Origin of the sequence: Marinococcus halophilus (genome assembly GCF_900166605.1) — a bacterium.
In the GTDB taxonomy this organism is placed as follows: Bacteria; Bacillota; Bacilli; order Bacillales; family Marinococcaceae; genus Marinococcus; species Marinococcus halophilus.
This window is the reverse complement of record NZ_FVZD01000006.1, coordinates 1,068,490-1,090,096: the sequence shown is the minus strand read 5'-3', so window position 1 is coordinate 1,090,096 and position 21,607 is coordinate 1,068,490. Positions and strand designations below refer to the sequence as shown.

The 21,607-nt window shown below is 45.0% G+C and carries 22 protein-coding genes; 9 read left to right on the top strand and 13 right to left on the bottom strand.

Annotation, left to right across the window (positions count from 1 at the left end; all coding sequences use genetic code 11):
- Positions 1 to 38: 38 nt before the first annotated feature.
- A complete protein-coding gene (locus B5066_RS11600) occupies positions 39 to 1,406 on the bottom strand; it encodes an aspartate kinase (protein ID WP_079476072.1) in 1,368 nt (455 codons plus the stop codon).
- A 400-nt stretch (positions 1,407 to 1,806) separates the two neighbouring features.
- Between B5066_RS11600 and B5066_RS11595 the strand changes: the two genes are divergently transcribed.
- Together B5066_RS11595 and cbpB are read left to right on the top strand one after the other, a co-directional pair.
- Positions 1,807 to 2,115, top strand: coding sequence for a MerR family transcriptional regulator (locus B5066_RS11595; protein ID WP_079476071.1), 309 nt, complete (start codon positions 1,807 to 1,809; stop codon positions 2,113 to 2,115).
- A gap of 181 nt (positions 2,116 to 2,296) precedes the next feature.
- A complete protein-coding gene (gene cbpB / locus B5066_RS11590) occupies positions 2,297 to 2,767 on the top strand; it encodes a cyclic-di-AMP-binding protein CbpB (protein WP_233133203.1) in 471 nt (156 codons plus the stop codon).
- An 18-nt stretch (positions 2,768 to 2,785) separates the two neighbouring features.
- Here the strand turns inward: cbpB and B5066_RS11585 are convergent, their stop codons facing one another.
- The gene (locus B5066_RS11585; protein ID WP_079476069.1) at positions 2,786 to 3,241 is read right to left on the bottom strand and encodes an SRPBCC family protein; all 456 of its coding nucleotides are present in this window, start codon (positions 3,239 to 3,241) and stop codon (positions 2,786 to 2,788) included.
- Positions 3,242 to 3,297: 56 nt separating this feature from the next.
- Positions 3,298 to 3,738: a YlbF/YmcA family competence regulator gene (locus B5066_RS11580; RefSeq protein ID WP_079476068.1), complete on the bottom strand. Its 441-nt coding sequence runs from the start codon at positions 3,736 to 3,738 to the stop codon at positions 3,298 to 3,300.
- Positions 3,739 to 3,866: 128 nt separating this feature from the next.
- On the opposite strand from B5066_RS11580, the gene B5066_RS11575 reads away from it, so the two are divergent.
- The gene (locus B5066_RS11575) at positions 3,867 to 4,379 is read left to right on the top strand and encodes a PaaI family thioesterase (RefSeq protein ID WP_158219051.1); all 513 of its coding nucleotides are present in this window, start codon (positions 3,867 to 3,869) and stop codon (positions 4,377 to 4,379) included.
- Between the two features lie 93 nt (positions 4,380 to 4,472).
- On the top strand, positions 4,473 to 5,537 hold the full coding sequence (gene ytvI / locus B5066_RS11570; RefSeq protein ID WP_143745430.1) for a sporulation integral membrane protein YtvI: 1,065 nt from the start codon (positions 4,473 to 4,475) through the stop codon (positions 5,535 to 5,537).
- Between the two features lie 31 nt (positions 5,538 to 5,568).
- Here the strand turns inward: ytvI and B5066_RS11565 are convergent, their stop codons facing one another.
- Positions 5,569 to 6,123 (bottom strand): DUF420 domain-containing protein, encoded by a 555-nt coding sequence (locus tag B5066_RS11565; RefSeq protein ID WP_079476065.1) that lies wholly within the window; start codon positions 6,121 to 6,123, stop codon positions 5,569 to 5,571.
- Between the two features lie 253 nt (positions 6,124 to 6,376).
- Between B5066_RS11565 and B5066_RS11560 the strand changes: the two genes are divergently transcribed.
- On the top strand, positions 6,377 to 7,276 hold the full coding sequence (locus B5066_RS11560) for a COX15/CtaA family protein (RefSeq protein ID WP_079476064.1): 900 nt from the start codon (positions 6,377 to 6,379) through the stop codon (positions 7,274 to 7,276).
- Between the two features lie 18 nt (positions 7,277 to 7,294).
- Here B5066_RS11560 and B5066_RS11555 read toward each other — a convergent pair whose 3' ends face one another.
- From B5066_RS11555 to B5066_RS11540, 4 genes are all read right to left on the bottom strand, one after another.
- The gene (locus tag B5066_RS11555) at positions 7,295 to 8,464 is read right to left on the bottom strand and encodes a GNAT family N-acetyltransferase (RefSeq protein WP_079476063.1); all 1,170 of its coding nucleotides are present in this window, start codon (positions 8,462 to 8,464) and stop codon (positions 7,295 to 7,297) included.
- A gap of 3 nt (positions 8,465 to 8,467) precedes the next feature.
- Positions 8,468 to 9,895 (bottom strand): cryptochrome/photolyase family protein, encoded by a 1,428-nt coding sequence (locus B5066_RS11550; RefSeq protein ID WP_179124095.1) that lies wholly within the window; start codon positions 9,893 to 9,895, stop codon positions 8,468 to 8,470.
- Positions 9,896 to 10,094: 199 nt separating this feature from the next.
- Positions 10,095 to 13,541, bottom strand: coding sequence for a pyruvate carboxylase (gene pyc, locus B5066_RS11545; protein WP_079476061.1), 3,447 nt, complete (start codon positions 13,539 to 13,541; stop codon positions 10,095 to 10,097).
- A 292-nt stretch (positions 13,542 to 13,833) separates the two neighbouring features.
- Positions 13,834 to 14,109 (bottom strand): Fpa/YlaN family protein, encoded by a 276-nt coding sequence (locus tag B5066_RS11540; RefSeq protein WP_094907905.1) that lies wholly within the window; start codon positions 14,107 to 14,109, stop codon positions 13,834 to 13,836.
- Between the two features lie 215 nt (positions 14,110 to 14,324).
- On the opposite strand from B5066_RS11540, the gene B5066_RS11535 reads away from it, so the two are divergent.
- Positions 14,325 to 14,837, top strand: coding sequence for a hypothetical protein (locus B5066_RS11535; RefSeq protein ID WP_079476060.1), 513 nt, complete (start codon positions 14,325 to 14,327; stop codon positions 14,835 to 14,837).
- A 38-nt stretch (positions 14,838 to 14,875) separates the two neighbouring features.
- Here B5066_RS11535 and B5066_RS11530 read toward each other — a convergent pair whose 3' ends face one another.
- Both B5066_RS11530 and B5066_RS11525 read right to left on the bottom strand, forming a co-directional pair.
- Positions 14,876 to 16,198, bottom strand: coding sequence for a PhoH family protein (locus tag B5066_RS11530; RefSeq protein ID WP_079476059.1), 1,323 nt, complete (start codon positions 16,196 to 16,198; stop codon positions 14,876 to 14,878).
- A 43-nt stretch (positions 16,199 to 16,241) separates the two neighbouring features.
- A complete protein-coding gene (locus tag B5066_RS11525; protein WP_079476058.1) occupies positions 16,242 to 16,700 on the bottom strand; it encodes a pyridoxamine 5'-phosphate oxidase family protein in 459 nt (152 codons plus the stop codon).
- A 183-nt stretch (positions 16,701 to 16,883) separates the two neighbouring features.
- On the opposite strand from B5066_RS11525, the gene B5066_RS11520 reads away from it, so the two are divergent.
- Positions 16,884 to 17,084 (top strand): YlaI family protein, encoded by a 201-nt coding sequence (locus tag B5066_RS11520; RefSeq protein ID WP_079477025.1) that lies wholly within the window; start codon positions 16,884 to 16,886, stop codon positions 17,082 to 17,084.
- A 75-nt stretch (positions 17,085 to 17,159) separates the two neighbouring features.
- On the opposite strand, the gene typA is transcribed toward B5066_RS11520, so the two are convergent.
- The gene (typA, locus tag B5066_RS11515) at positions 17,160 to 18,995 is read right to left on the bottom strand and encodes a translational GTPase TypA (protein ID WP_079476057.1); all 1,836 of its coding nucleotides are present in this window, start codon (positions 18,993 to 18,995) and stop codon (positions 17,160 to 17,162) included.
- Positions 18,996 to 19,298: 303 nt separating this feature from the next.
- Here typA and B5066_RS16775 point away from each other — a divergent pair, with 303 nt between their 5' ends.
- Positions 19,299 to 19,472 carry a DUF5325 family protein gene (locus B5066_RS16775; RefSeq protein ID WP_158219049.1) on the top strand — a complete coding sequence of 58 codons (174 nt, stop codon included), beginning with the start codon at positions 19,299 to 19,301 and terminating at the stop codon, positions 19,470 to 19,472.
- Between the two features lie 19 nt (positions 19,473 to 19,491).
- On the opposite strand, the gene B5066_RS11510 is transcribed toward B5066_RS16775, so the two are convergent.
- On the bottom strand, positions 19,492 to 20,283 hold the full coding sequence (locus B5066_RS11510) for an inositol monophosphatase family protein (protein ID WP_158219048.1): 792 nt from the start codon (positions 20,281 to 20,283) through the stop codon (positions 19,492 to 19,494).
- A gap of 128 nt (positions 20,284 to 20,411) precedes the next feature.
- Positions 20,412 to 20,600 (bottom strand): hypothetical protein, encoded by a 189-nt coding sequence (locus tag B5066_RS11505; RefSeq protein ID WP_022792649.1) that lies wholly within the window; start codon positions 20,598 to 20,600, stop codon positions 20,412 to 20,414.
- 373 nt (positions 20,601 to 20,973) lie between these two features.
- On the opposite strand from B5066_RS11505, the gene B5066_RS11500 reads away from it, so the two are divergent.
- The gene (locus B5066_RS11500; protein ID WP_079476056.1) at positions 20,974 to 21,600 is read left to right on the top strand and encodes a YktB family protein; all 627 of its coding nucleotides are present in this window, start codon (positions 20,974 to 20,976) and stop codon (positions 21,598 to 21,600) included.
- The last annotated feature ends 7 nt before the right edge of the window (positions 21,601 to 21,607 follow it).

Below are 21,607 nucleotides of genomic sequence, written 5' to 3'. Positions count from 1 at the left end.
ACAAAGAGGGCAGCCGCCGGCGGCTGCCCTCTTTATTATTACTGAAGTACTTCCTTCGTACTGAAAAATTCTTCATACAGACCTCGGATTGCTTCATCCACATGCTCTTCAGCAATCCCGAAACTGAGTGAAACCTCAGAAGAACCCTGGTTGATCATTTCAATATTAATGCCTTTTTCAGAAAATGCGCGAGTCGCGCGTGCAGCTACACCTACCGTTTCATGCATACCTTCACCTACGAGCATAATCATTGCATATCCTTTTTCAATATAGGCATCGTCCGCATCGAGCTCATTTATAATACGCTCAATGATCCGCTCTTCTTTCTCTTTAGACATCTGCCCTTCTTCAATAATGATAGAGGTATCATCAATTCCAGACGGCATATGCTCATACGAGACTCCTTCGTCTTCAATAATCGAAAGCAGCCGGCGACCGAACCCTACTTCTCTATTCATTAAGTATTTACGTACGTAAATTGTTTCAAATCCTTTGTCTGCTGCGATCCCGATGATTGGATTCAGGGCATATTCCCGTTCAGAAATGATCATTGTACCGCTTCCCTGCGGATTATTCGTGTTTTTCACACATACCGGAATTTTTTTACGGAAAGCCGGAATGAGGGCTTCATCATGAAAAACAGCAAAGCCTGCGTAGGAAAGCTCACGCATTTCACGGTAAGTCATTCGTTTGATTGCGCACGGGTTGTCCACCACTGTCGGATTGGCCGCAAATACTGAATCCACATCTGTGAAGTTTTCATAAAGGTCCGCCTGTACTCCCGCAGCCAGAATAGAGCCTGTAATATCAGAGCCGCCCCGGGAGAATGTAACGAGATCTCCTTCTTTTGAATAGCCGAAGAAGCCTGGAAATACTACTACTCCGTCGCGTTCTCGCAGCTTATAAATGTGGTCGTACGATTCATTCAACACCTGGGCGTTGCCCGGAGTATCACTCACAAACAGACCGGCGTCATTTGGATTAACATATTCGGCTACGGTTCCGATGCTCTGAAGATACTGTGCCACCACTTTAGCATTATTATCTTCACCACCGGCCTTCATCTGATCAATGAAGCGCCCTTCGTTATTTTTGGTGAACTGGATCCGGCTTTCAATATCGCTTTCAATGGTTGCAATAATGTCGTCTGATAAATTCAATTCGGATGTAATGCTGCGAAAGCGTTCCAATACTTTATTTTTCGCATCCTCCACCCCGGAATTCTCCAGGCAGGCTTCCGCAAGGGTGATTAATAAATCCGTCACTTTTGTGTCTTCACTGTTTCTTTTACCCGGGGCAGAAACGACTACCACTCTGCGGTCTTCGTCTGTCGCTACAATGTCTGCCACCTTTTTAATCTGCTCCGCACTCGCAAGAGAACTCCCGCCAAATTTCGCTACTTTCATTTCTTTGTCACTCCTGTCGTTATTTCCGTTCTTTTTATTAAAGTTTTATGCGTATATTGCTTTTTCTAATTATATGAGTGAATTGTTCAAAAATTTCACAATTAATAGATTATCATATGTTTCATCCGTCAACAATCAGTAATATGAGTGGTTAAAGCCCATCTGGACTGATTCTTATGAAAAAGAATCCGTGGTCCGAAGTATCCTCTTAATCCATAGTAATTACTTTCGATTGGTAAGACATAGGACGATATGTATTCTTTCCCTCCTTTTCAAGCTCTTAAGCATTAATTTTACAATTTTGCCCACGGACGATGTAAGGTAATCTAACAAATAAACATACATGTAAAAGTTATTATGGTATATTAGCTTACAAAAGAGATGAAAAGGGGAGTAAACCATGTCGTCATATAAGGATAAAAAAGTAATTACGATTGGAGTTATGAGCGAATTAACCGGACTGTCCGAAAGAAAAATTCGTTATTATGAAGAACGTAAACTGATTCACCCTGACCGTACCTCCGGCGGGACTAGAAAGTATTCCTTTTTAGATGTAGAGCGGCTCCTCGATATCGCAGAAAAAATGGAAGATGGCATGCAGACGTTTGAAATACGCCGCATGGAACAGAAGAAAATGAAAAACAAAGAACTGCGGGAAAGAATGCTTCGCGGCCAATTGAATGCAGCCTTCAATATGCGCAAGGGTTAAATCCATTTTATTCCAAAAGACAACTGTTGAGTCGATTTGGTTCAACAGTTGTCTTTGGTGTGCCTAAAAGCCTTCAAATCGTCGATAATTACGTTTTTTGGAACTTGACGAAACCTTGAAATCCTTTTATTATTCAACATGACTTTATATCCACGCCTCATACCTATTGGCCTTCTGCTCCATGAGAAATCAACGAAAGTATGTGATGACAGTGCTTCATGAATTGAAAAACACAAATATTATGGACCAGGAAATAGCTGAACTGATCATCGGCCATGAAAAAGTTGCCCATGTTCAGGCTGCCAACCCTCTGGACCATGCGCTTTTAATATTAATTAAGTCCGGCTATACCGCAGTCCCTGTTTTAGATACACATTACCGTGTTCAGGGACAAATTAGTAAAGCTCAGGTGCTCGACACCATTTTGGGCACCGAACGGATCGAAATGGACAAGCTTCATGAACATACCGTAGAATCGGTGATGTCGGAAAAGGTGCCGAAGATGAACGTAAATGATAACTTTGGGAAGGCCTTAACCCTTTCTATTAACCATCCGTTTGTATGTATTGAAGACGATGAAGGAGCTTTCGTCGGCCTCATTACCAGGCGCGCTATTCTGGTCATGGTCCACCGGGAGTTTCAGTCTCATTAAAGAAGTTCCGCTTTTCGTTTAAAAAGCGGAACTTCTTTTATTTTCCGTGCTGAATTGTTTTACCACAAAAGCTTTCCGGTTTTTAAACATTCCGTTTAAAAAACACTTCACCATCCAGGCCGGCACTACCGATTCAAATTCAATGTAATCATGTACGCCCGTTAACGGCCCGAGCTCCTGGAAAGTATGGGTATGCTTCCAGGATATAAACGGAAACGGCAGCTTTTTTCCCTCATCCTGAAACGCATTCGGCGCGTCTACGTAAGTAATAACTGAGTCCCAGACAGTTTTCCATATACCAAAATATAAATATAAACGGATTTCTGCTCCGGCTTCTGTTTTCCCTGAAGATTCCACTTCAACTTCCGGAAACTCTGTCATTTCTTCAAGCTGCACTGGATCGCCGAAATAGTTCCAAACTTCCTCTCTGGATGCAGGTACTACAGTCTGAGCTTCGAAGACTCCTTTAAACATAGCAAAAACCTCCTCTTTAAAGGAGGTATACCCTAAAAGAGGAGGTTTTATGTTTATTAAGAGCATCCACAGCTTCCACCAGTGGAACAGCCGCATGATTGGTTATCATAAAATGGATTACCCGTCGGCACTTTGATTGAGGATGAGACGGATTCAGCTACCAGCGTTGATATTTCTGTCAGTAAGTTATCCAGCGCTTTTTCTGCCTGCCGGTACCGGATGACAGTTTCATGCATGTCCATTTCCCGTTTTACGACCCTCACCTGCTTGGCGGTTGTTTTGTAATCCGGGTGATATGCTCCAAACCGCTGCACTTCTTCATATTGATCCTTCCAGCTTAAAAAATTATTAATTTTTTCCTGCGCTTCCGGATCTTCTTTCATCGCCTTCTTGGCTTCCCTGTATTCAATATATATATCAGATTCCACCACCATGTGGCCTAACTGTTCTGATTGCTCAAGTATATCTATAGACGTCGATGCTTCTATTACAGCCATACATTCACCTCCGCTTTTATCTTATCACGGATCACCTCATTCTATGAAGAACGAATCGCCATATTTGTTCGCTTTTTGTCTTATTGCTACAATATAAGGAGAGCGTAACTACGGAGAGGATGACAAACATGACAGAAAAACATTCACCCCAGCTGACAGAACAGGAAATGCTCGAAAGCATTCTGGCGGACGGCTCCCCGAAGGCTAAAGAGCTGACTAAACATTATCTCAAACTGCTGCACGACTGGGATAATTCAGAGGCCCGAAGTGGAGTGGAACATTTCATGCACACTTCTACCTACTGGGAGGATGAAGAAACGCTTTGTGCTTCCATTCCCATTCATCCGGGTCTGCATAATACCCACGGCATCGTCCATGGAGGGATTCTGACGACGATAATGGATAATTCCATGGGCGTGCTGCTCACGGAGCTTTCTCCTGTCCCTGGTGATATTTTAACGATCGATATTCACGTGCAGTTTATTGCCGCTGGTACTGGCAAAGAGCTGACCTGCAAAGCATCGCCTATTACTGTTGGACGCCGCATCTCCTATGCTGAAGCAGCGGTTTATGATGAAGAAAACCGACTCGTCGCAAAGGCAGACGGCACCTTTTATTTAAAGCAGGCTGCCCGCTCCTGACCCCGCTTCCATTTATTAATTACTATTATCTGCTTAAATACTTTATAATAAATAAAGTACATAATGCTTCACTTTGATGAAAGGAGCTTCCCTGTGACCGCCCTGCTGACAAAAAAAAATATTTTCCGGTTTATCGGCATCGTTCTGGCCCTCGTCGCTCTTTACTTTATTCTGCCTGTTTCGGGGCCGATTATCCTTGCATGGTTAACCGCCCTGGCCCTTTCTCCCGCTGTAAGGCTTACCATGCGTTCTCTTAATATTAAACGGCCATTTTCGGTTATGATCGTTTTCTCGGCTTTTCTTCTGTTATTAATTTTACTTGGATATTTGTTAATTACTCAGGTGATCACCCAGGTGGTAGCTTTTTCCAAAAATCTCCCTACATATATCAGTAATCTCGTAGAAACAGTAGAAAACATTCAAACCGGGCTGAACAATCGTTACGAACAGTGGAATCTTCCGCAGGATACTATTGACCAGATCAACAACCGGATTGCCGAGATGCTTACCAGCCTTCAGGAAAATATCGCAAGCGATGATCTGCTGAACCAGGCCACGGCAATTATTGCTTCTATTCCCGGCTATTTGATTATGTTTTTAGTGTATTTGATCGCTCTTTATTTATTTATGATCGATCTCCCAAAACTGACAGACAAATTTTACTCTTTTTTAAAGCCTGAGACTTCTGAAAAATTTCAGTTTATGACCAGCCGGCTCGCTGAAGTAATCCTCGGTTTCTTCAAAGCCCAATTTTTAGTCAGCTTAATCATACTAGCAGTTACGTTTGTCGGATTAATGATTTTCACCCCTGAAGTGGCAATTGTGATGAGCCTGATTATATGGGCCGTTGACTTTATTCCAATTATCGGCTCCATCGCCATTCTCGCCCCGTGGTCTATTTATATGTATATCAGCGGTGACCTTGTTCTTGGAACGCAGCTGCTGGCCCTCGGCATCGTTCTTCTCATTATTCGCCGTACTGTGGAACCTAAAGTAATGGGGCTCCATATCGGCCTTTCTCCGCTTGCTACTTTAATCAGCCTCTACCTCGGGCTGACCCTTCTCGGCGTAGTAGGCTTTATCGTCGGCCCGCTCGCTGTTATTGCTTTCACTTCTGCCCGGGAGGCAGGACTCATCAAGTTAAATTTCAGAGTATAAAAAAGGAAAGCCGCGGGGCTTTCCTTTTTTCTTAATAGTACGGGGCAATCATAAAGTAAACCACTACGCCAGTAACACTTACATACAGCCACAGCGGCATCGTCCACCGGGCAATTTTGCGGTGTTTTTGCACCTGGTACGTAAATCCTTTTAAAAATGTATAAATCGAAAGCGGTACAATCAGTGCTGCTAAAATAATATGGGAGATCAGGATAAAATAGTATATATACTGAATGACTCCTTCTCCGCCGTAAGACGTGCTCGAGGCAAGGCTGTGGTATGCCAGATACGTGACGAGAAAAAGGGTCGTTGTTGTAAACGCCCCGTATATAAACCGGCGGTGCATCTTTATATTTTTCCGTAAAATAAAGTACAAAGCCCCCAATAAAAACACGGTGGTAAAGCTATTAAAAATAGCATTCATCATCGGCAGAATCGTCAGGTCGAAACCATTAAATGTCTGGCCGCCGCCTTCTACAAATATTAAAATCGTTACAAGCCCATTAATAATCACGCTGAGCAGAATCACGATCCATGTATGCGTGCGATTGGTGCGCTTTTGTTCTTCAGCCTTTAATTGAGACACGTATATTCCTCCTCTTCTGTGGTAGCGGTTATATTATACTAAATCACACCCATTTATGCAGATCCCTGGATTAACAATCCAGTGAACGTTTTTTCTTTGAGGCTTCTGCTTTCACATATTTTTCACAATTCATTATTTGTTCATCAGGGGATCATGATTAAAAATTGACTTTTTCAGGCTGGAAATCTACGATTAATTATGTAACAACAACGTGAAATTCTTAATTGCATTCATATTGAAGGAGTGACTTATTTTGCACTGGGGACTACGCACATTCGGCGTCATCACCTCCATCGGCATGCTCATCGTATTGCTGCAGGGAGCACTGGTGACTAATACAGGGTCCGGCGAAGGCTGCGGTGCCACATGGCCGCTTTGTTTCGGGGAAGTAGTACCTTCCAACCCCGCCGTCGCCACTATCATTGAATACAGCCACCGGCTTTGGTCGGGACTGATGGGGCTGTTCGTAATTATTCTTGCTATTTGGTCATCTGTGAAGCTTTCTCATCTGCGTGAAACAAAGTTTATGGCGCTCATGGCTGTATTGTTTATTATTTTTCAGGGGTTAATGGGCGCAGGCGCAGTTATCTGGGGCAACTCGAGCCTCGTGCTCGCTCTTCATTTCGGCATCAGTGCCATTTCACTTGCAACGGTTATTATGCTCACCATTCTGGCATTTGAGGATAACCGCAAGCCGTCGCTGCAGCCAAAAGTGACAAAAGGCTACCGCAATTACCTGGTTGCCACTATTGTTTATTCATACGCCGTCATTTATACCGGAGCCTATGTGAAGCATTCCGGCGGAGCAGAGATAGCCGGCTGGATTCACCGCGGTGCCGCTGTCGCTCTTATGGTCGTCGTAGCCGTACTGATGATTTGGACGCTGAAACGATTTCGGGCCTATACGTCACTGGCTGCTATGAGCGTAATGGCTTTTGTGCTGATACTCGTTCAGGCCGGTGCCGGCATTGCCCTGATTTTTGGAGCGCCGCATTTAACGTCTGTGCTTATTCATGCACTGACAATCAGCATCATTTTTACCATAATGACCTACATGCTTGTCATTATTACCCGGCAGCCTGCTGTTTCTTCCACAGAACTCACCAGCACCTCTAAAAGCATACACCAAAAAGAAGCAGGCCTTCACCACTAGAAGGCCTGTTTTTTCGTCTCAAAAGAAGTCGTACATAAACGGAGTAAAGCCCGGAAGAGCATGATCAAGCAGCTGCAGCTGCTGCTTGCTGCCTTTTACAAGAGACGTGCGCTCAGCTTCCCGTACAGTGAGGTATCCCATAACGAGAGCGGTCAGTGTGTTAATGGAAAGGTCGATACCAGTACGGTTCGATAGCACTTCTTTGATCTCCGTCCGCCCTTCTTTTGATTTATACAGCTGCCAGCTCGTATTGTTCCAATCACAAAATGTATCTTCCACATGCAGCACGAGGGATTCCTCGACCGGCAGATTCAGCGGATACTGATGCAAAAATGGGTACACATCCACGATGCGGGCCATAAAATAGCTTTTTCTCGTTTCTTCGATTTTGGGTTCCGGCAGTAAATAACGGCTCGGGTCATCAATAACGGGTGAAATTTTGGCAGTTTCAATCATAGAATCATGATTGGCCAAAAACCGCCACAATTCCCTGCGTGCATCTTCATGCCATGCTACAAACTCATGCACAGTTAGCTGCTGCTCTTTTACTTCATACAGCACATATCCGCTGTCAAAGCCATTCGCATCGGTGTAAACAGCAGCGTTGCCTTTCTTGCGCTGAAGCGTGCGGTTTTTCCACCATTGTTCAGAGCGTACAATCATGCCGGCATACTGCTTTGCCCATTTCTGGTAGATATAGTCGAGTATCTGCCAATCCTGCTGATAAATTCGGCGGATATACCCTTTTTCAGGTTCCCCGGTTTCCGGAAGCTCGCTTTTTGTTACTGTCCAATGCTTCGTATCACAAAATACTTCCCAGCCGAATTTTCGGTAAAAGGAAGTGGAAAACGGATAAAGCATAGAGATCGGCACGCCCCGGTCTCTTAAATCCACCAGCGCTTCTTTCAATAGCGAGCGCACTAAACTGCCCCGTCGCTTTTCCGGCCACGTTGCTACGCCAGAAATTCCCCCCATCGGCATTTTGACGTCTCCAAGGTAAACAATCGTGGGAAATATCGCTACTTTAGAAAGAACCTTCCCCCGTTCGACGGCGACCCAGTTGTCCTGGGGCACGATCGTGCGGCGCCTTTCCCGGCGCTGTTCCTCTGTCAAATGAATTTGGAAAGCATACTGGGCCAGATCTAAACTTTGATCAATTTCTGATTTTTTCATACGGCGAATGTCCATGGCTTAGTCTCCTTTAAACATCTCAATTGCTTTTTTTCGCTGAACCGAGTGATCTATTTCAGGCTCCGGGTAATCTTGACCGAGTATACAGTTATACTCTTTTTGCTGTTGTTCATCCATTTTCCACGGGGTATGAATATATTTTTTTGGTACTCCCTGCAGTTCCGGCACATGTTCGCGGATATAATCGCCCTGCGGGTCAAAGCGCTCACTCTGCCTCACTGGAGAAAAGACGCGGAAATAAGGCACCGCATCCGTGCCGGTGGAAGCCGCCCACTGCCATCCGCCAGCATTGGAGGAAGGGTCATAGTCAATAAGCCTTTCAGCGAAATACCTCTCTCCCTCCCTCCAGTCAATTAAATAATCCTTAGTGAGAAAGGAAGCAGCGATCATCCGGCCCCGATTATGCATCCAGCCGGTTTCATTTAACTGCCGCATGCAGGCGTCCACCACCGGATAGCCAGTACGCCCCTCTTTCCAGGTCTGCAGCCGTTTTTCATCATACTCCCACGGCAGATTTTGGTAAGCTTCCTTCAGCTCTTTATTTTTTAGCTCGGGATGCGTGGCGTGAATCATATTATAGTAATCTCTCCAGGCAAGCTCGCTTACAAACGCTTCAGCCCCTGGATTTCCTTCTTCAAGCTGTTCTGAAAGGGCCTGATAAATTGTTCTCACAGAAAGCCGGCCGGTTTTTAAATATGCGGACAGCCGGCTCGTTCCGTCCTGGGAAAGTGCATTGTTTGTTTCGTGGTATGTCGGAGCTATTTCCTCCACAAATGTCTCCAGCCGTTTATGGCCGTCTTCTTCACCGGTATGCTTCCACGTTTCCCCGTAATGCTTTAAATAAGAGGATAATTTTCCGTATGCGGCTTTCTGCGGCAGGGAGGGACGAGCCTGCCGACTGCTTATAAGATCAAGCCTGCATTTGTACGGTTGTTCTTTTTCGAGCTGGCGCCAGGCACGATAATACGGAGTGTAGACGGAATACAGCCCACCGTCCTTTTTCTTCACTTCATCGGAACGATGAAAATGAGCATCTTTATATACGTGGGTTTCTACGCTGCGCCGCTGCATTTCTGTCTTCACCTGCTCGTCCCGGTAGGCGGCAGGCGGTGCTTCGTCTTCATTAAAAAATAAATGCGTAAGCCCGGGCACCTTTTCTTTTAAATAGGCGAATGCCTTTTCCGCCGTTCCATGCAGGAAATATAATTGTATATGTTGATCATCGCATTCTTTGCGAAATTTTTCTAGATTTTGAAAAAAATAATCATGGTGGGGACATGAAAAACTGTAAAACTCCGGGTCAAGATGAAAGACTAAAAACCACTGCCTTCCCTCTTCCGTCTCCACCCATTGCTGCATTTCATGCATTGCCCGGTTATCTGTTAATCGTAAATCCCTGCGCATCCATAAAGCACTTACTTCCGTCATACATTCCGCTCCTTTTATACCGTAGTTCTTCTTCAATTCTATACCTTTTTTCAGTTTATTTAACGCTTTTTCCGTAAGAAAACATGCTTCCATAGAAATTTCATTTTTTGAAACCTACTACCTCTCTGTGTTAGATTTTTCTCTATTTTTATTTTGCCATAAAAAAAGACCGGCCTACCGGCCGATCTTTTAGTACCTGTTATTCAAATTCGAGAAGAAGATCTCCCGATTCGATCGGTTCATTATTTTCTACATAAACGCCCTTGATTTTACCATCAAACGGCGCCTGGACAGTCGTTTCCATCTTCATTGCTTCCGTAATCATAAGCTGGTCGCCTTTAGCCACTTCATCGCCCTCTTTGACAGAGGTTTTCAGCACGGTTCCAGGCATCGTTGCCCCAATATGGTTAGGATTTGATTTATCCACTTTTGGACGCACATTGGCATCCACCTTGGCATTTTTATCCTTAATAACAACTTCACGGGACTGCCCGTTCAATTCAAAGTACACGTTTCTATGACCAGTTTCGTCCGGCTCTGATACGGAAATGAGCTTCACGATCAGCGTTTTCCCTTTTTCGATTTCCACTTCCACTGTTTCCCCGAGCTCGAGCCCGTAGAAAAACGTCGGTGTATCAAGCACAGATACATCACTGAAGCTTTGACGGAACTGTTCAAATTCCATGTATACTTTCGGATACATCGCGTAGGAAATCATATCATGACTGGTCACCGGGCGGTCGAGCGTGTTAAAGAGTTCTTCTTCAATAGCTTTAAAATCGACTGGTTCAAGATTTTCACCCGGACGGTTCGAAATAGGGGTACGATCCTTCAAAATAATTTTTTGAAGTTTTTCCGGGAAGCCCTGGTGCGGCTGCCCTAAGTAGCCCTGGAAGAATTCCACGACGGAATCCGGGAAATCAAGGTTCTGGCCATTATCGTAAACGTCTTCTTCTGTCAGGTCGTTTTGGACCATATACAGTGCCATATCTCCGACGATTTTCGACGACGGCGTTACTTTGACAACATCCCCAAACATGTCGTTAACACGGCGGTACATTTTCTTCACTTCCCGCCAGCGGTCCCCAAGGCCTACCGCTTTCGCCTGCTGCTGCAAATTGCTGTACTGGCCGCCCGGCATTTCGTGTTCATATACCTCTGGTGCGGGTGAACGCATGCCGCTTTCAAAGCCTTGGTAGTATTCACGCGTGGTATCCCAGAAGTCACTGAGCTCCTGCAGGGCACCAACATCCACCTTCGGCTGCCGCTTATTTCCGGCCAGGGCATAATACAAGCCGTCTGCGCTTGGCTGTGAAGTGAGACCAGCCATAGAGCTTTCTGCCACATCGACAATGTCTACTCCGGCTTCTACCGCACGGGCGTACGTAAAGATACCGTTGCCGCTCGTGTCATGTGTGTGAAGGTGCACCGGAATGGAAATGGAATCTTTGAGCTCAGAAACAAGCTGGTACGCTGCTTCCGGCTTTAAAAGTCCTGCCATATCTTTAATGCCCAGAATATGGGCGCCGGCGTTTTCAAGCTCTTTCGCGAGGTTTTTATAATACTTCAGGTCATATTTGTCCCGCTTCGGATCAAGAATATCTCCTGTATAGCACATGGCAGCCTCAGCGATTTTATTCGTCTGTCTTACTTCATCAATCGTAAGCGTCATTCCTTTCAGCCAGTTAAGGGAATCAAAAATCCGGAAAACATCAATTCCGGCATTGGCTGATTTTTGCACAAATTCTTTAATCAGATTATCCGGGTAATTTTTATACCCTACGGCATTGGAAGAACGGAAAAGCATCTGCAGAAGCGTGTTCGGCATACGCTCGCGAAGTTCAAGCAGCCGGGTCCACGGATCTTCGTGCAGAAAGCGCATAGCTACGTCGAATGTTGCCCCACCCCACATCTCTGAGGAAAACAAGTTAGGCAGCATGCGGGAGGTCGGTTCTGCGATGCGCTTCAAGTCATCGCTTCGGACCCTCGTAGCAAGCAGCGACTGATGGGCATCACGGAACGTGGTGTCAGTCAAAAGCACTTCATTTTGGTCTTTCACCCAGTTTGCGAGCCCTTCTGGCCCCTGTTCATCGAGAATTTGTTTTGTTCCTCTCGGTATCGGTTTTTTCTTATCGATCTTTGGTACCACCGGTTTGTTGAGCGTTGGCTTTGGTGTGTTTTCAAGCCCGGGATAACCATTTACAATCGTTTCTCCGATAAATGTGAGCATTTTCGTTCCACGGTCCTGGCGCACTGGAAAGACGAAGAGCTCCGGGCTCGAATCGATAAAGGAAGTGTCATACGTGCCCGTAATGAATTTTTCATGCTGAACAACGTTTTCCAAAAACGGGATATTTGTGCGAATACCACGAATCCGGAATTCCCGAAGGTTCCGGAGCATTTTTTCCGAAGCCCCTTCAAATGTCCGTGCCCATGTGGATACCTTCACGAGCAGAGAGTCATAGTACGGAGATATGATCGCCCCCTGGAACCCGTTCCCGGCATCGAGCCTCACTCCAAAGCCTCCGCTTGAACGGTAAGCCATGATTCGTCCTGTATCCGGCATGAAATCGTTCGCAGGATCCTCTGTCGTCACCCGGGATTGAATGGCATAGCCGAAGGTTTTAATATCCTTTTGCTCTGGAATGTCTATGGAACCATCATGCAGTGTGCCGCCATCGGCGATTTTCAGCTGGGACTGCACGATGTCTACCCCGGTAATCATTTCCGTAATGGTATGTTCTACCTGAACGCGGGGGTTAACTTCAATGAAGAAAAATTCTCCCTTGTCGTTAACCAGAAACTCTACCGTGCCCGCATTGACGTATTCAATATTTCTGGCCAGTTTCACAGCAGCATCGCAAATGCGTTCACGCAGTGACTCATCGAGCGCAATACTTGGTGCTACCTCCACCACTTTCTGATGGCGGCGCTGAATGGAGCAGTCCCGTTCATACAAATGGATAACGTTTCCTGCTTTGTCCCCGAGCACCTGCACTTCAATATGCTTTGGATTTTCGACAAATTTTTCTACATAAACGATATCGTTGCCAAAAGCAGATTTCGCTTCGGATTTTGCGCGGTCGTATGCATCCTCGAGCGATTCTGCATCGCGGACAATCCGCATGCCGCGTCCGCCTCCGCCAAGCGAAGCTTTAATCATAATCGGGAAGCCGTGCTTGTCAGTGAATTCCTTCACTTCTTCCACACTGTTTACCGGACCGTCGCTTCCTGGAATAACCGGGAGGTCTGCAGCAATCGCCGTTTCTCTCGCTTTGACTTTATCCCCGAACATTTCCAGGTGACGGGTCTCCGGACCAATAAAGGTAATTCCTTCTTCATCACAGCGTCTGGCAAAGTCAATATTTTCAGAAAGAAAACCATAGCCCGGGTGAATAGCATCGACACCGTTCTCTTTTGCTGTACGGATAATATCTTCAATATCCAGATACGCATCGATCGGTTTCTGCCCTTCTCCTACCAGGTAAGCTTCATCTGCTTTATACCGGTGGAATGCTCCTACATCTTCATTGGAATAAATAGCCACGGTGCGTATATGTAATTCGGTGCACGCCCGAAATATGCGTATAGCAATTTCACCGCGGTTTGCTACTAATACCTTTTTAATATTCTCTAGACCGTTCATCCTTCTCCTCCTCTTATCTAATGCATCTCCAGCAGGATGTATCTATCTTATCCCGATAGGAGCAATCAGAATTATCTTCAATAACAGATAATTCTAAATATAAATTATCATACGCAAGAACCAGGCCATCTGTCAAAGTAATATTCTCATTTTTTTAAAATTTGTGCCTATTTTGAATACAAGATGAGCCTGCTTTACATAATATTTCCCTAATTTTCACTAAAATAAAACTTCAAATAAAAAACTTAGTCGTTTGTAAAAAAACCAAGCTATTCAATTAGAATAGCTTGGCTCATCCACCGACTGTTGCTTCATGAAAAGCAGCAAGTTTCCGTTCAAGTTCAGAGAGAATTTGTTTACCGGTATGTTCGTCGATGAGATTCAAACGAATGGCAAAGTCGATTTCCCGTGAAAGCCCAAACATTTGTGTATCAAGCACCTCTTCGTAAAGCGGGCATTGAGGCATTGTCAAGTTGTCCATCTGCACTTCAATAAGTTTTCTAATCTTTTCAGCATCTGCTTTCAATAAAGCGTATGCTTTCTCGCTATGTTCTGTTGCTGCCCTCATGCTCAAGGCAATCCCTCCTACAAGCTGACTCCTTCTATTCATCTTATCTGTTCATTAAAAAAAAAGCAAGACGATTTACGTATAAAATCTTGATTCTTCAGACTATAAGCCATAATCTCCGGGCCAGCAGCAGCTTCTGCTTTTTCTCTATTACCCGGTTGTGGTAGCATAAAAACCAGTTCCTATCAGCAGCTATAAAATTGGAGGAGTGCTTTATGAATTTCATCGTAATGATTCAGGGGAATGTTCGTTTTCCGATCACTCTCGATCCTACTACCTGGATATTTGATGACCGCAAAATTGACCTTGATACGTATTTTGATACCGATCCTGCTGCCGGAGAGCAGCCTTCCACGGAAGCCGATCATACAGCCAGGCGGTTTGCACGTGACCGTGAAGAAGGTTCCAATGCCCCTGATCCGGATCCAGGACGCGGACGCACTAACAAAGTACGCAACAAAAAAGAAGCCATCATCAACGGCTCCTTCGGCATCAGGTTTGAGCCGTTTTTACAGAATGCCGAACCAAAAGAGGACGCAAGCCACGTTGTTGTGGAAACAGAAGCAGAAACTCATCTTGTATCTCTTGAGGAAGCGAAAAATTTCATTGTAGCATTTTCCCATAAGGGCAGTCCGCTAAAAGAAGACGGCCCGGTCCACATATATTACGGAAACGGGGCTAACAAGGCTAATCCTATTCGGCATGTAACAGGTTTTCAGGTAAAATAAACAGAAACGACAGCTGGAGCTATTCCAGCTGTCGTTTTTTATAGTATGTCCGCTGCAAGCTGCGCGAGACCGGAACGTTCTCCTTTCTCCAGCTTGACGTGCCCGCTGATCCCCTGGTTTTTGAACATTTCAACCACATAGGCCAGGCCGTTGTTTAATTCGTCGAGGTACGGGTGATCAATTTGGGCCGGGTCGCCGAGAAAAACAATTTTACTGCCTTCTCCCACTCTTGTTAATATTGTTTTTACTTCGTGCTTTGTCAGATTCTGAGCCTCATCAATTATAATATACTGATCCGGAATACTGCGTCCGCGAATATAAGTTAATGCCTCCACCTGAATCGACCCCATTCCGGCAAGAATAGAATCAAGCTCGCCGGGCTTTTTAGCGTTAAAAAGATACTCCAGGTTATCATAGATAGGCTGCATCCATGGGCGCAGCTTTTCATCTTTTTCCCCTGGGAGGTAACCTATATCTTTACCAAGCGGCACAACAGGTCTTGCAACCAGCAGCTTATGGTATCTTTCCATATCTTCAATCTGAAGCAATCCGGCAGCAAGAGTCAATAGGGTTTTGCCCGTTCCTGCCCGTCCAGTCAATGTTACAAGGGGTATATCTTCCCGAAGCAGCAGCTCGAGGGCCATTTTCTGCTCCACGTTTTTCGGACGGATACCCCAAACATGATCAATCTCTGATGTGAATTTACGAATTCTTTTGCCGGAGGCGTCAACCTTTGCAAGAGCTGAAGAGCTGCTCAGACCATCTCTTAAAATAAGGAATTCATGGGGGCAGAACCCTTCTTCAGAAACCTCCCCGGAAGCGAGAGAGCCTTCCTCGAAAAAAGCGTCAAGCAACGGGCGGTCGACCGTCAGTGTCTGATGCCCTTTATAAATATTGTCGTATTGGGTGACCCGGTCATTCAAAAAGTCCTCTGCTGTTATACCAAGAGCATCTGCTTTCACGCGTACAAGAGCGTCTTTACTGATAATGACGACATGGTAGTCGCCCAAAAGCTCGTATTCGTCCTTTAAATTCTGGGCCACGGCGAGGATACGATTGTCATTGGTCACTTCAATAAAGGTATCTTTCATGCTTTCGTATGAACGGTGATTCAGTTCTACACGTAATGTCCCGCCTGAACCGAGAGAAACTCCTTCATGGAGTTTGCCTTTTCCGCGGAAGCGATCCAGAATTCTGGCTGTTTCTCTCGCGTTTCTGCCAAGTTCATCCATCAATCTTTTTTTGGAATCAATTTCTTCCAGAACCACTGCCGGAATCACTACATGATGTTCGTCAAACTGATAAATTGCCTGGGGATCTTGGAGCAGTACGTTCGTATCTAAAACGTAAATTTTTTTCATAACAGGTGCTTCCCCCTATCTTGTCTCTATCGCAATATTTAAATTATTGTGTTTTCTTCATAGCTTCAAGTACTTTATTATCCAGCTCGTCTGCCGCTTCCAGGTCATATGTTTTCTCAAACACCGGGCCGCTGATCATTCTGGAACCGTAAAACATTACATCTTTCACTTCAACGACCTCCACTTCTATGATTGCAAGCGGAAAAGATATACCATTGACCTCCGTCGTTAAAATTTTCCCTCTGCCTGCAATGGAGTAAGTGGTGCCTCCGCCGATGACAGTCATAGCCATTCCCGGAGACGCCCGCAAGTTTTTCATGACGGACGCCCGGGCATCAACCGCAAACCGGAGCATTCGGGATGAAGATGCATATACCCATGACACGGCGTGAATATCCGGGGTAGAATTTTTCTGATTGATCGTAGAGACCGTCACGTACTGTTCCTGCTTTAATAAATAGACGATTTCTTCAGGTAGCTCGTCAAACACACGACTAGCCATATGTATCCCCCCTTATATGTATAATAGTACCATTTTGGTCTGAAAATTTGTCCATTCTTTTTCGGATTCTTTTGTTTAATTTTCTGTTCTAATCATCTGGCCCCTCTTCTGTTATCAAGGCAGCGGTCGTGTTATACTTAAAGCATATCTTTTGGTTGCATAAAGCAGAGGTGAAACGAAATGATGCGGGTAAAATGCGTAATCTGCGATGAAATTCATAAATTGGACGATGAAAATCCTCAAGCAAAAAAAATTAGGAACCGTCCGATTCACACTTATATGTGTTCTGAATGCCATGAACGGATCTCAAACCGGACAAATGAGCGGAAAGCTACTGGTCATTTCCATTTATACCGGGATCCGGTAAAAGACAACGACTGGTAATAATGGGTTTACCCGATCGGCATTGATTGATAATAAAAATCCCGGCTGCAGTAATTACTGCAGCCGGGATTTTTATTATTTGGAAACGCTCTGGCGCTTTTCTTCGCGCTCGCGTTCGCCTTTTTGGAGAATTTTCTTTCTTAGTCGGATTGAATCCGGAGTAACTTCGCAGTACTCATCTGCGTTCAAATACTCAAGAGCTTCTTCAAGTGTCAGAACCCGCGGGCGTTTCATCGTTACGGTCTGGTCCTTGGTAGCTGAACGCACGTTTGTCTGCTGCTTCGCTTTTGTTACGTTTACAGCCAAATCATTTTCACGGCTGTGCTCACCGACAATCATGCCTTCATAAATTTCAGTACCAGGCTCGACAAACATCGTACCGCGGTCTTCAAGCTGCATCATGCTGTATGGAGTCGCTTTTCCATTTTCCATGGAAACGAGCACTCCCTGACGGCGGCCGCCAATCTGCTCTTTGATATACGGACGGTACTCTTCAAACGTATGGTTCAAGATGCCGTATCCTTTAGTCTGGGATAAGAATTCATTCGTATATCCAACCAAGCCGCGGGATGGGATCATAAAGTCAATCCGGACCTGGCCGTCACCTTTATTAACCATGTTTTCCATTTCACCTTTACGTTCACCGAGGGATTCCATTACCGGTCCGGTAAAGTCCTCAGGTACATCAACCTGAAGGCGTTCATAAGGCTCACAGAGTACGCCGTCCACTTCTTTAATAATTACCTGCGGCTTAGATACCTGCAGTTCAAAATCTTCGCGGCGAAGGTTTTCAATTAAAATAGACAGGTGAAGCTCACCGCGGCCGGAAATCAGCCAGGCGTCCGGGCTGTCTGTTTGTTCGACCCGGAGACTCACATCCGTTTCCAACTGCGTCAGCAGCCGTTCTTCAATTTTACGGCTCGTAATTTTGGATCCTTCCCGTCCGGCAAATGGACTATTATTCACAAGAAAAGTCATTTGCAGCGTTGGTTCATCAATACGAAGTACCGGCAGTGCTTCCTGATGATCCACCGGGCATATTGTTTCCCCAACCATGATATCTTCTACACCGGATATGGCCACCAGGTCCCCGGCTTTCGCTTCGCTGACTTCTTCTTTTTTCAGGCCAAAGAAACCAAACATTTTAGAAATACGGAATTTTTTCACCGTACCGTCAAGCTTAACCAGCGCTGCCTGGTCACCTGTTCGCAGCGTTCCACGGAAGACCCTTCCGACACCAATTCTCCCCAGATAATCATTGTAGTCAAGCATCGCTATCTGGAACTGGAACGGCTCGTCACTATTGTCCACTGGCACTGGCACATTATCTGAGATCATGCGGAAAATAACGTCCATATTTTCGTCCTGTTTTTCAGGGTCTTCGCTTGCCGTGCCGTTAATTGCGGAAGCATAAACAACTGGAAAATCGATTTGGTCTTCGTTTGCTCCGAGCTCGATAAACAAGTCCAGCACTTCATCCACAACTTCTGAAGGACGGGCCATATCGCGGTCAATTTTGTTTACGACTACGACCGGAGTCAAATTCTGCTCCAATGCTTTTTTCAAAACAAAGCGCGTCTGCGGCATGCAGCCTTCATAGGCGTCTACAACCAGAAGTACACCGTCCACCATTTTCATAATACGTTCTACTTCCCCGCCAAAATCCGCGTGGCCCGGGGTATCAAGAATGTTGATACGCGTATCGTGGTACTTTACTGCTGTGTTTTTCGCCAGAATCGTAATACCGCGTTCTTTTTCAATATCGTTGGTGTCCATCGCCCGCTCGTCTACCTGTTCATTTTCCCGAAAAGTTCCTGATTGACGAAGAAGCTGGTCGACAAGGGTGGTTTTCCCGTGGTCAACGTGGGCAATAATCGCGATATTGCGAATATCTTTACGTAAAACTGTCACTATAAATCTCTCCTATTCTCTTGCTGCAATCATAACAAACCCTGGCACTCGGCGACATCGTCTTCCATAAAGCCAGGGTTCTCATTGCCATTTTTATCTGAGTTCCTACCATTTTACATTGTTAGTATAACATATGCCGGATCCCATTTAAGAAACTCCGACTGGCAAGTTACTATCACAGACACTACTTTCAACAATATAACATAAACGTGTACTGAATCATAGCCGTCTGACTGTATTTGAGTTTTCTTTCAAAAGCCGATAAAATAATAACAGCATCATTTAATAGAAAGAAGGGAATTTATGACAAAAATACAGTGGTTATATTTACTGCTCGCCACTTTAGCTATTTTTGGGATCGCCTCCATCGGCATTGCTATCGCCGAAGCCTCCATTATTATTGCTATTGTTTCAATCGCTGTAACATGTTCAGCTTTTTACTTTGCCCGGAAGCTGAAAGCAAGATCTGCAGCTTAGCTTAAATGAGTACGGGGGATCAGCTGTTCAGCATCCCCCGTACTTTTTCCTGCAAGCCTGGACGCCCGGCCAGATAAGGTCCTTTTTCAAGCATCGACGGCCTTTTGTTATCGATTGTCGAAATGTCTGCCCCTACTTCCCGCAACAGCACTTCCGCTCCAGCGAAATCCCAAGGCGCAAGCCACAGGTTCACATAAGAATCAAGCCTGCCACATGCTACATAACAGAGTTCAATGGCGGCCGAACCGTACGCTCTTGTGCTTCTTGACTCATCCACAATATTTCGCATCTGTCGGGCGTAAGGAATTTTTTCATTTTTAATCCACCTGGCGTTAATACCCACAATCGCTTCCTTTAATTCTGCCGGCTTCAATTTTGAAAGCTTTACGTTATTGTGGTAGGCGCCCTTTCCTTCCAGTGCGGTAAACCATTCATCAGCCATAACGTCATAAACAATGCCGACTTTGCCGATTCCATTTTCAAAAACAGCCAGGGAAATGGCAAAATTAAACTGCTGATGAACAAAATTTGTGGTCCCATCGATAGGGTCTATAATCCAAATAATGTTATCGGTGTCTGTAATATCAGCACCGGCCTCCTCTTCTCCTAAAATACGGTGCCCGGGATATTCTTTATTAATTTTCTTTGTTAACAGTCGTTCAATTTTAAAGTCCATTTCGGTTACCAAGTCATTGGGATTTGATTTTGTTTCTATGACCAGGCTTTCCTCCAGAGAAGCGCGAAGCAGCTCCCCGGCCTCCTGTATCCATTGCACGGCTTTTTCCTGCATGGCCGACCAATTCTCTTCCATTATAATCCTCTCCACTTCTTCCATATGTATATGAGTTATTCTTCCCTCTAAATAGTAAATTTATGCACCGACTTCTGCACAAAAAAGATCCGGCCTGCTGTAGAGCAGCCCGGATCCTTTTATTTATATTACACTTCCAGTCGAATCCACTCCTGGCGTAATTGCTCTAAGCGGTATTTGCTGGCGTGTATAGATGTTAAATCTTCTTCTGCCATGGCGTCATGAAGGGTTACCAGTTCATAATCAATTTCTAAGCGCAGTACCGGGATTCGTTCTTCTGCATCTCTACGTTTAAACGCCTGAATTACTTGTTCCAAGTTTCCCACACCCCTTAAATGGAATATTAATGTCTCGAGCTGAAAGTTAACTGACGCTGGCAAGCCTTCTCAGAATGTTCAGAAAATATAAGATGCAGAACTATCTCTTTTGTTCTGAAATTATATTTTGCTACGGCCTCTCCCTACTGTCTTTTTTGTTTATCTAACGATGTACTGAGAAAGTTTGTGTACTCGTTATTCTATAAGGATTATTGGAATTATAAAACCTTTTTACCCGAAACGCAAGAAAAACACACAAAAATTTTCAGTATTTTTAAATAATTGTGTTTTTTGCCTATGTCCATTAGTTGCCGGATATACAAAATTTCAGTATGCTTGACTGTAGATTAATTGAAAAAGGAGCAGTCATTACATGAGCAGAATGCATTTTACCAAAAAAGACTTTTCTATTATGCAGACAGAGGGGCTTGAAAACCGCATGAGTCAAATCCGGGAGCATATTCAGCCCGTCTTTTCTCAATTAGCAGACTCCCTTGCTGAAGATTTATCCACAGACACCGGCGAAGAATTGTTTATTCATGTTGCAAGGCACGCCCGGCGCTCCGTTCATCCTCCGGAAAGCACCTGGTTTGGTATTGCTCCTGATAAAAGAGGCTACAAAAAGCATCCCCATTTCCAGGTCGGCCTTTTTGACGATCATCTTTTTGCCTGGCTCACCCACATGTACGAAGTGCCGGATAAAGCTGGTATTGGCAGCATGTACCTGGACCGCCTCTCCCTGCTTACCTCTCTTCCGGACGACTATAAAATCTCCCCGGACCATACGAAACCGGATGCGTTTTATATTCAGGAAAATCAGGAAAAGACCATTCATACTCTTGAGCGTTTGCGGGACGTCAAAAAAGCCGAGCTCCTGATTGGCCGCCAGTTTGACGCGGAAACAGCCTCTTCCTGGAATGAGAAAGAAACGTACGAGTATATCTACGGTACATTTAAGGAACTTCTTCCTTTATATCACTTGTCTCTCCAGACTGTATAAAACAGCC

Coding starts and splice junctions, on each gene's coding strand:
- B5066_RS11500 (WP_079476056.1), top strand. CDS start 20,974: ATGAGCAGAATGCATTTTACCAAAAAAGACTTTTCTATTATGCAGACA.
- pyc (WP_079476061.1), bottom strand. CDS start 13,541: ATGAACGGTCTAGAGAATATTAAAAAGGTATTAGTAGCAAACCGCGGT.
- B5066_RS11595 (WP_079476071.1), top strand. CDS start 1,807: ATGTCGTCATATAAGGATAAAAAAGTAATTACGATTGGAGTTATGAGC.
- B5066_RS11585 (WP_079476069.1), bottom strand. CDS start 3,241: ATGTTTAAAGGAGTCTTCGAAGCTCAGACTGTAGTACCTGCATCCAGA.
- B5066_RS11530 (WP_079476059.1), bottom strand. CDS start 16,198: ATGAAAAAAATTTACGTTTTAGATACGAACGTACTGCTCCAAGATCCC.
- B5066_RS11580 (WP_079476068.1), bottom strand. CDS start 3,738: ATGGCTGTAATAGAAGCATCGACGTCTATAGATATACTTGAGCAATCA.
- B5066_RS11555 (WP_079476063.1), bottom strand. CDS start 8,464: ATGGACATTCGCCGTATGAAAAAATCAGAAATTGATCAAAGTTTAGAT.
- B5066_RS11510 (WP_158219048.1), bottom strand. CDS start 20,283: ATGGAAGAGAATTGGTCGGCCATGCAGGAAAAAGCCGTGCAATGGATA.
- B5066_RS11520 (WP_079477025.1), top strand. CDS start 16,884: ATGCGGGTAAAATGCGTAATCTGCGATGAAATTCATAAATTGGACGAT.
- B5066_RS11600 (WP_079476072.1), bottom strand. CDS start 1,406: ATGAAAGTAGCGAAATTTGGCGGGAGTTCTCTTGCGAGTGCGGAGCAG.
- B5066_RS11540 (WP_094907905.1), bottom strand. CDS start 14,109: ATGAGGGCAGCAACAGAACATAGCGAGAAAGCATACGCTTTATTGAAA.
- B5066_RS11550 (WP_179124095.1), bottom strand. CDS start 9,895: ATGACGGAAGTAAGTGCTTTATGGATGCGCAGGGATTTACGATTAACA.
- cbpB (WP_233133203.1), top strand. CDS start 2,297: ATGAGAAATCAACGAAAGTATGTGATGACAGTGCTTCATGAATTGAAA.
- B5066_RS16775 (WP_158219049.1), top strand. CDS start 19,299: ATGACAAAAATACAGTGGTTATATTTACTGCTCGCCACTTTAGCTATT.
- B5066_RS11575 (WP_158219051.1), top strand. CDS start 3,867: ATGACAGAAAAACATTCACCCCAGCTGACAGAACAGGAAATGCTCGAA.
- B5066_RS11535 (WP_079476060.1), top strand. CDS start 14,325: ATGAATTTCATCGTAATGATTCAGGGGAATGTTCGTTTTCCGATCACT.
- B5066_RS11525 (WP_079476058.1), bottom strand. CDS start 16,700: ATGGCTAGTCGTGTGTTTGACGAGCTACCTGAAGAAATCGTCTATTTA.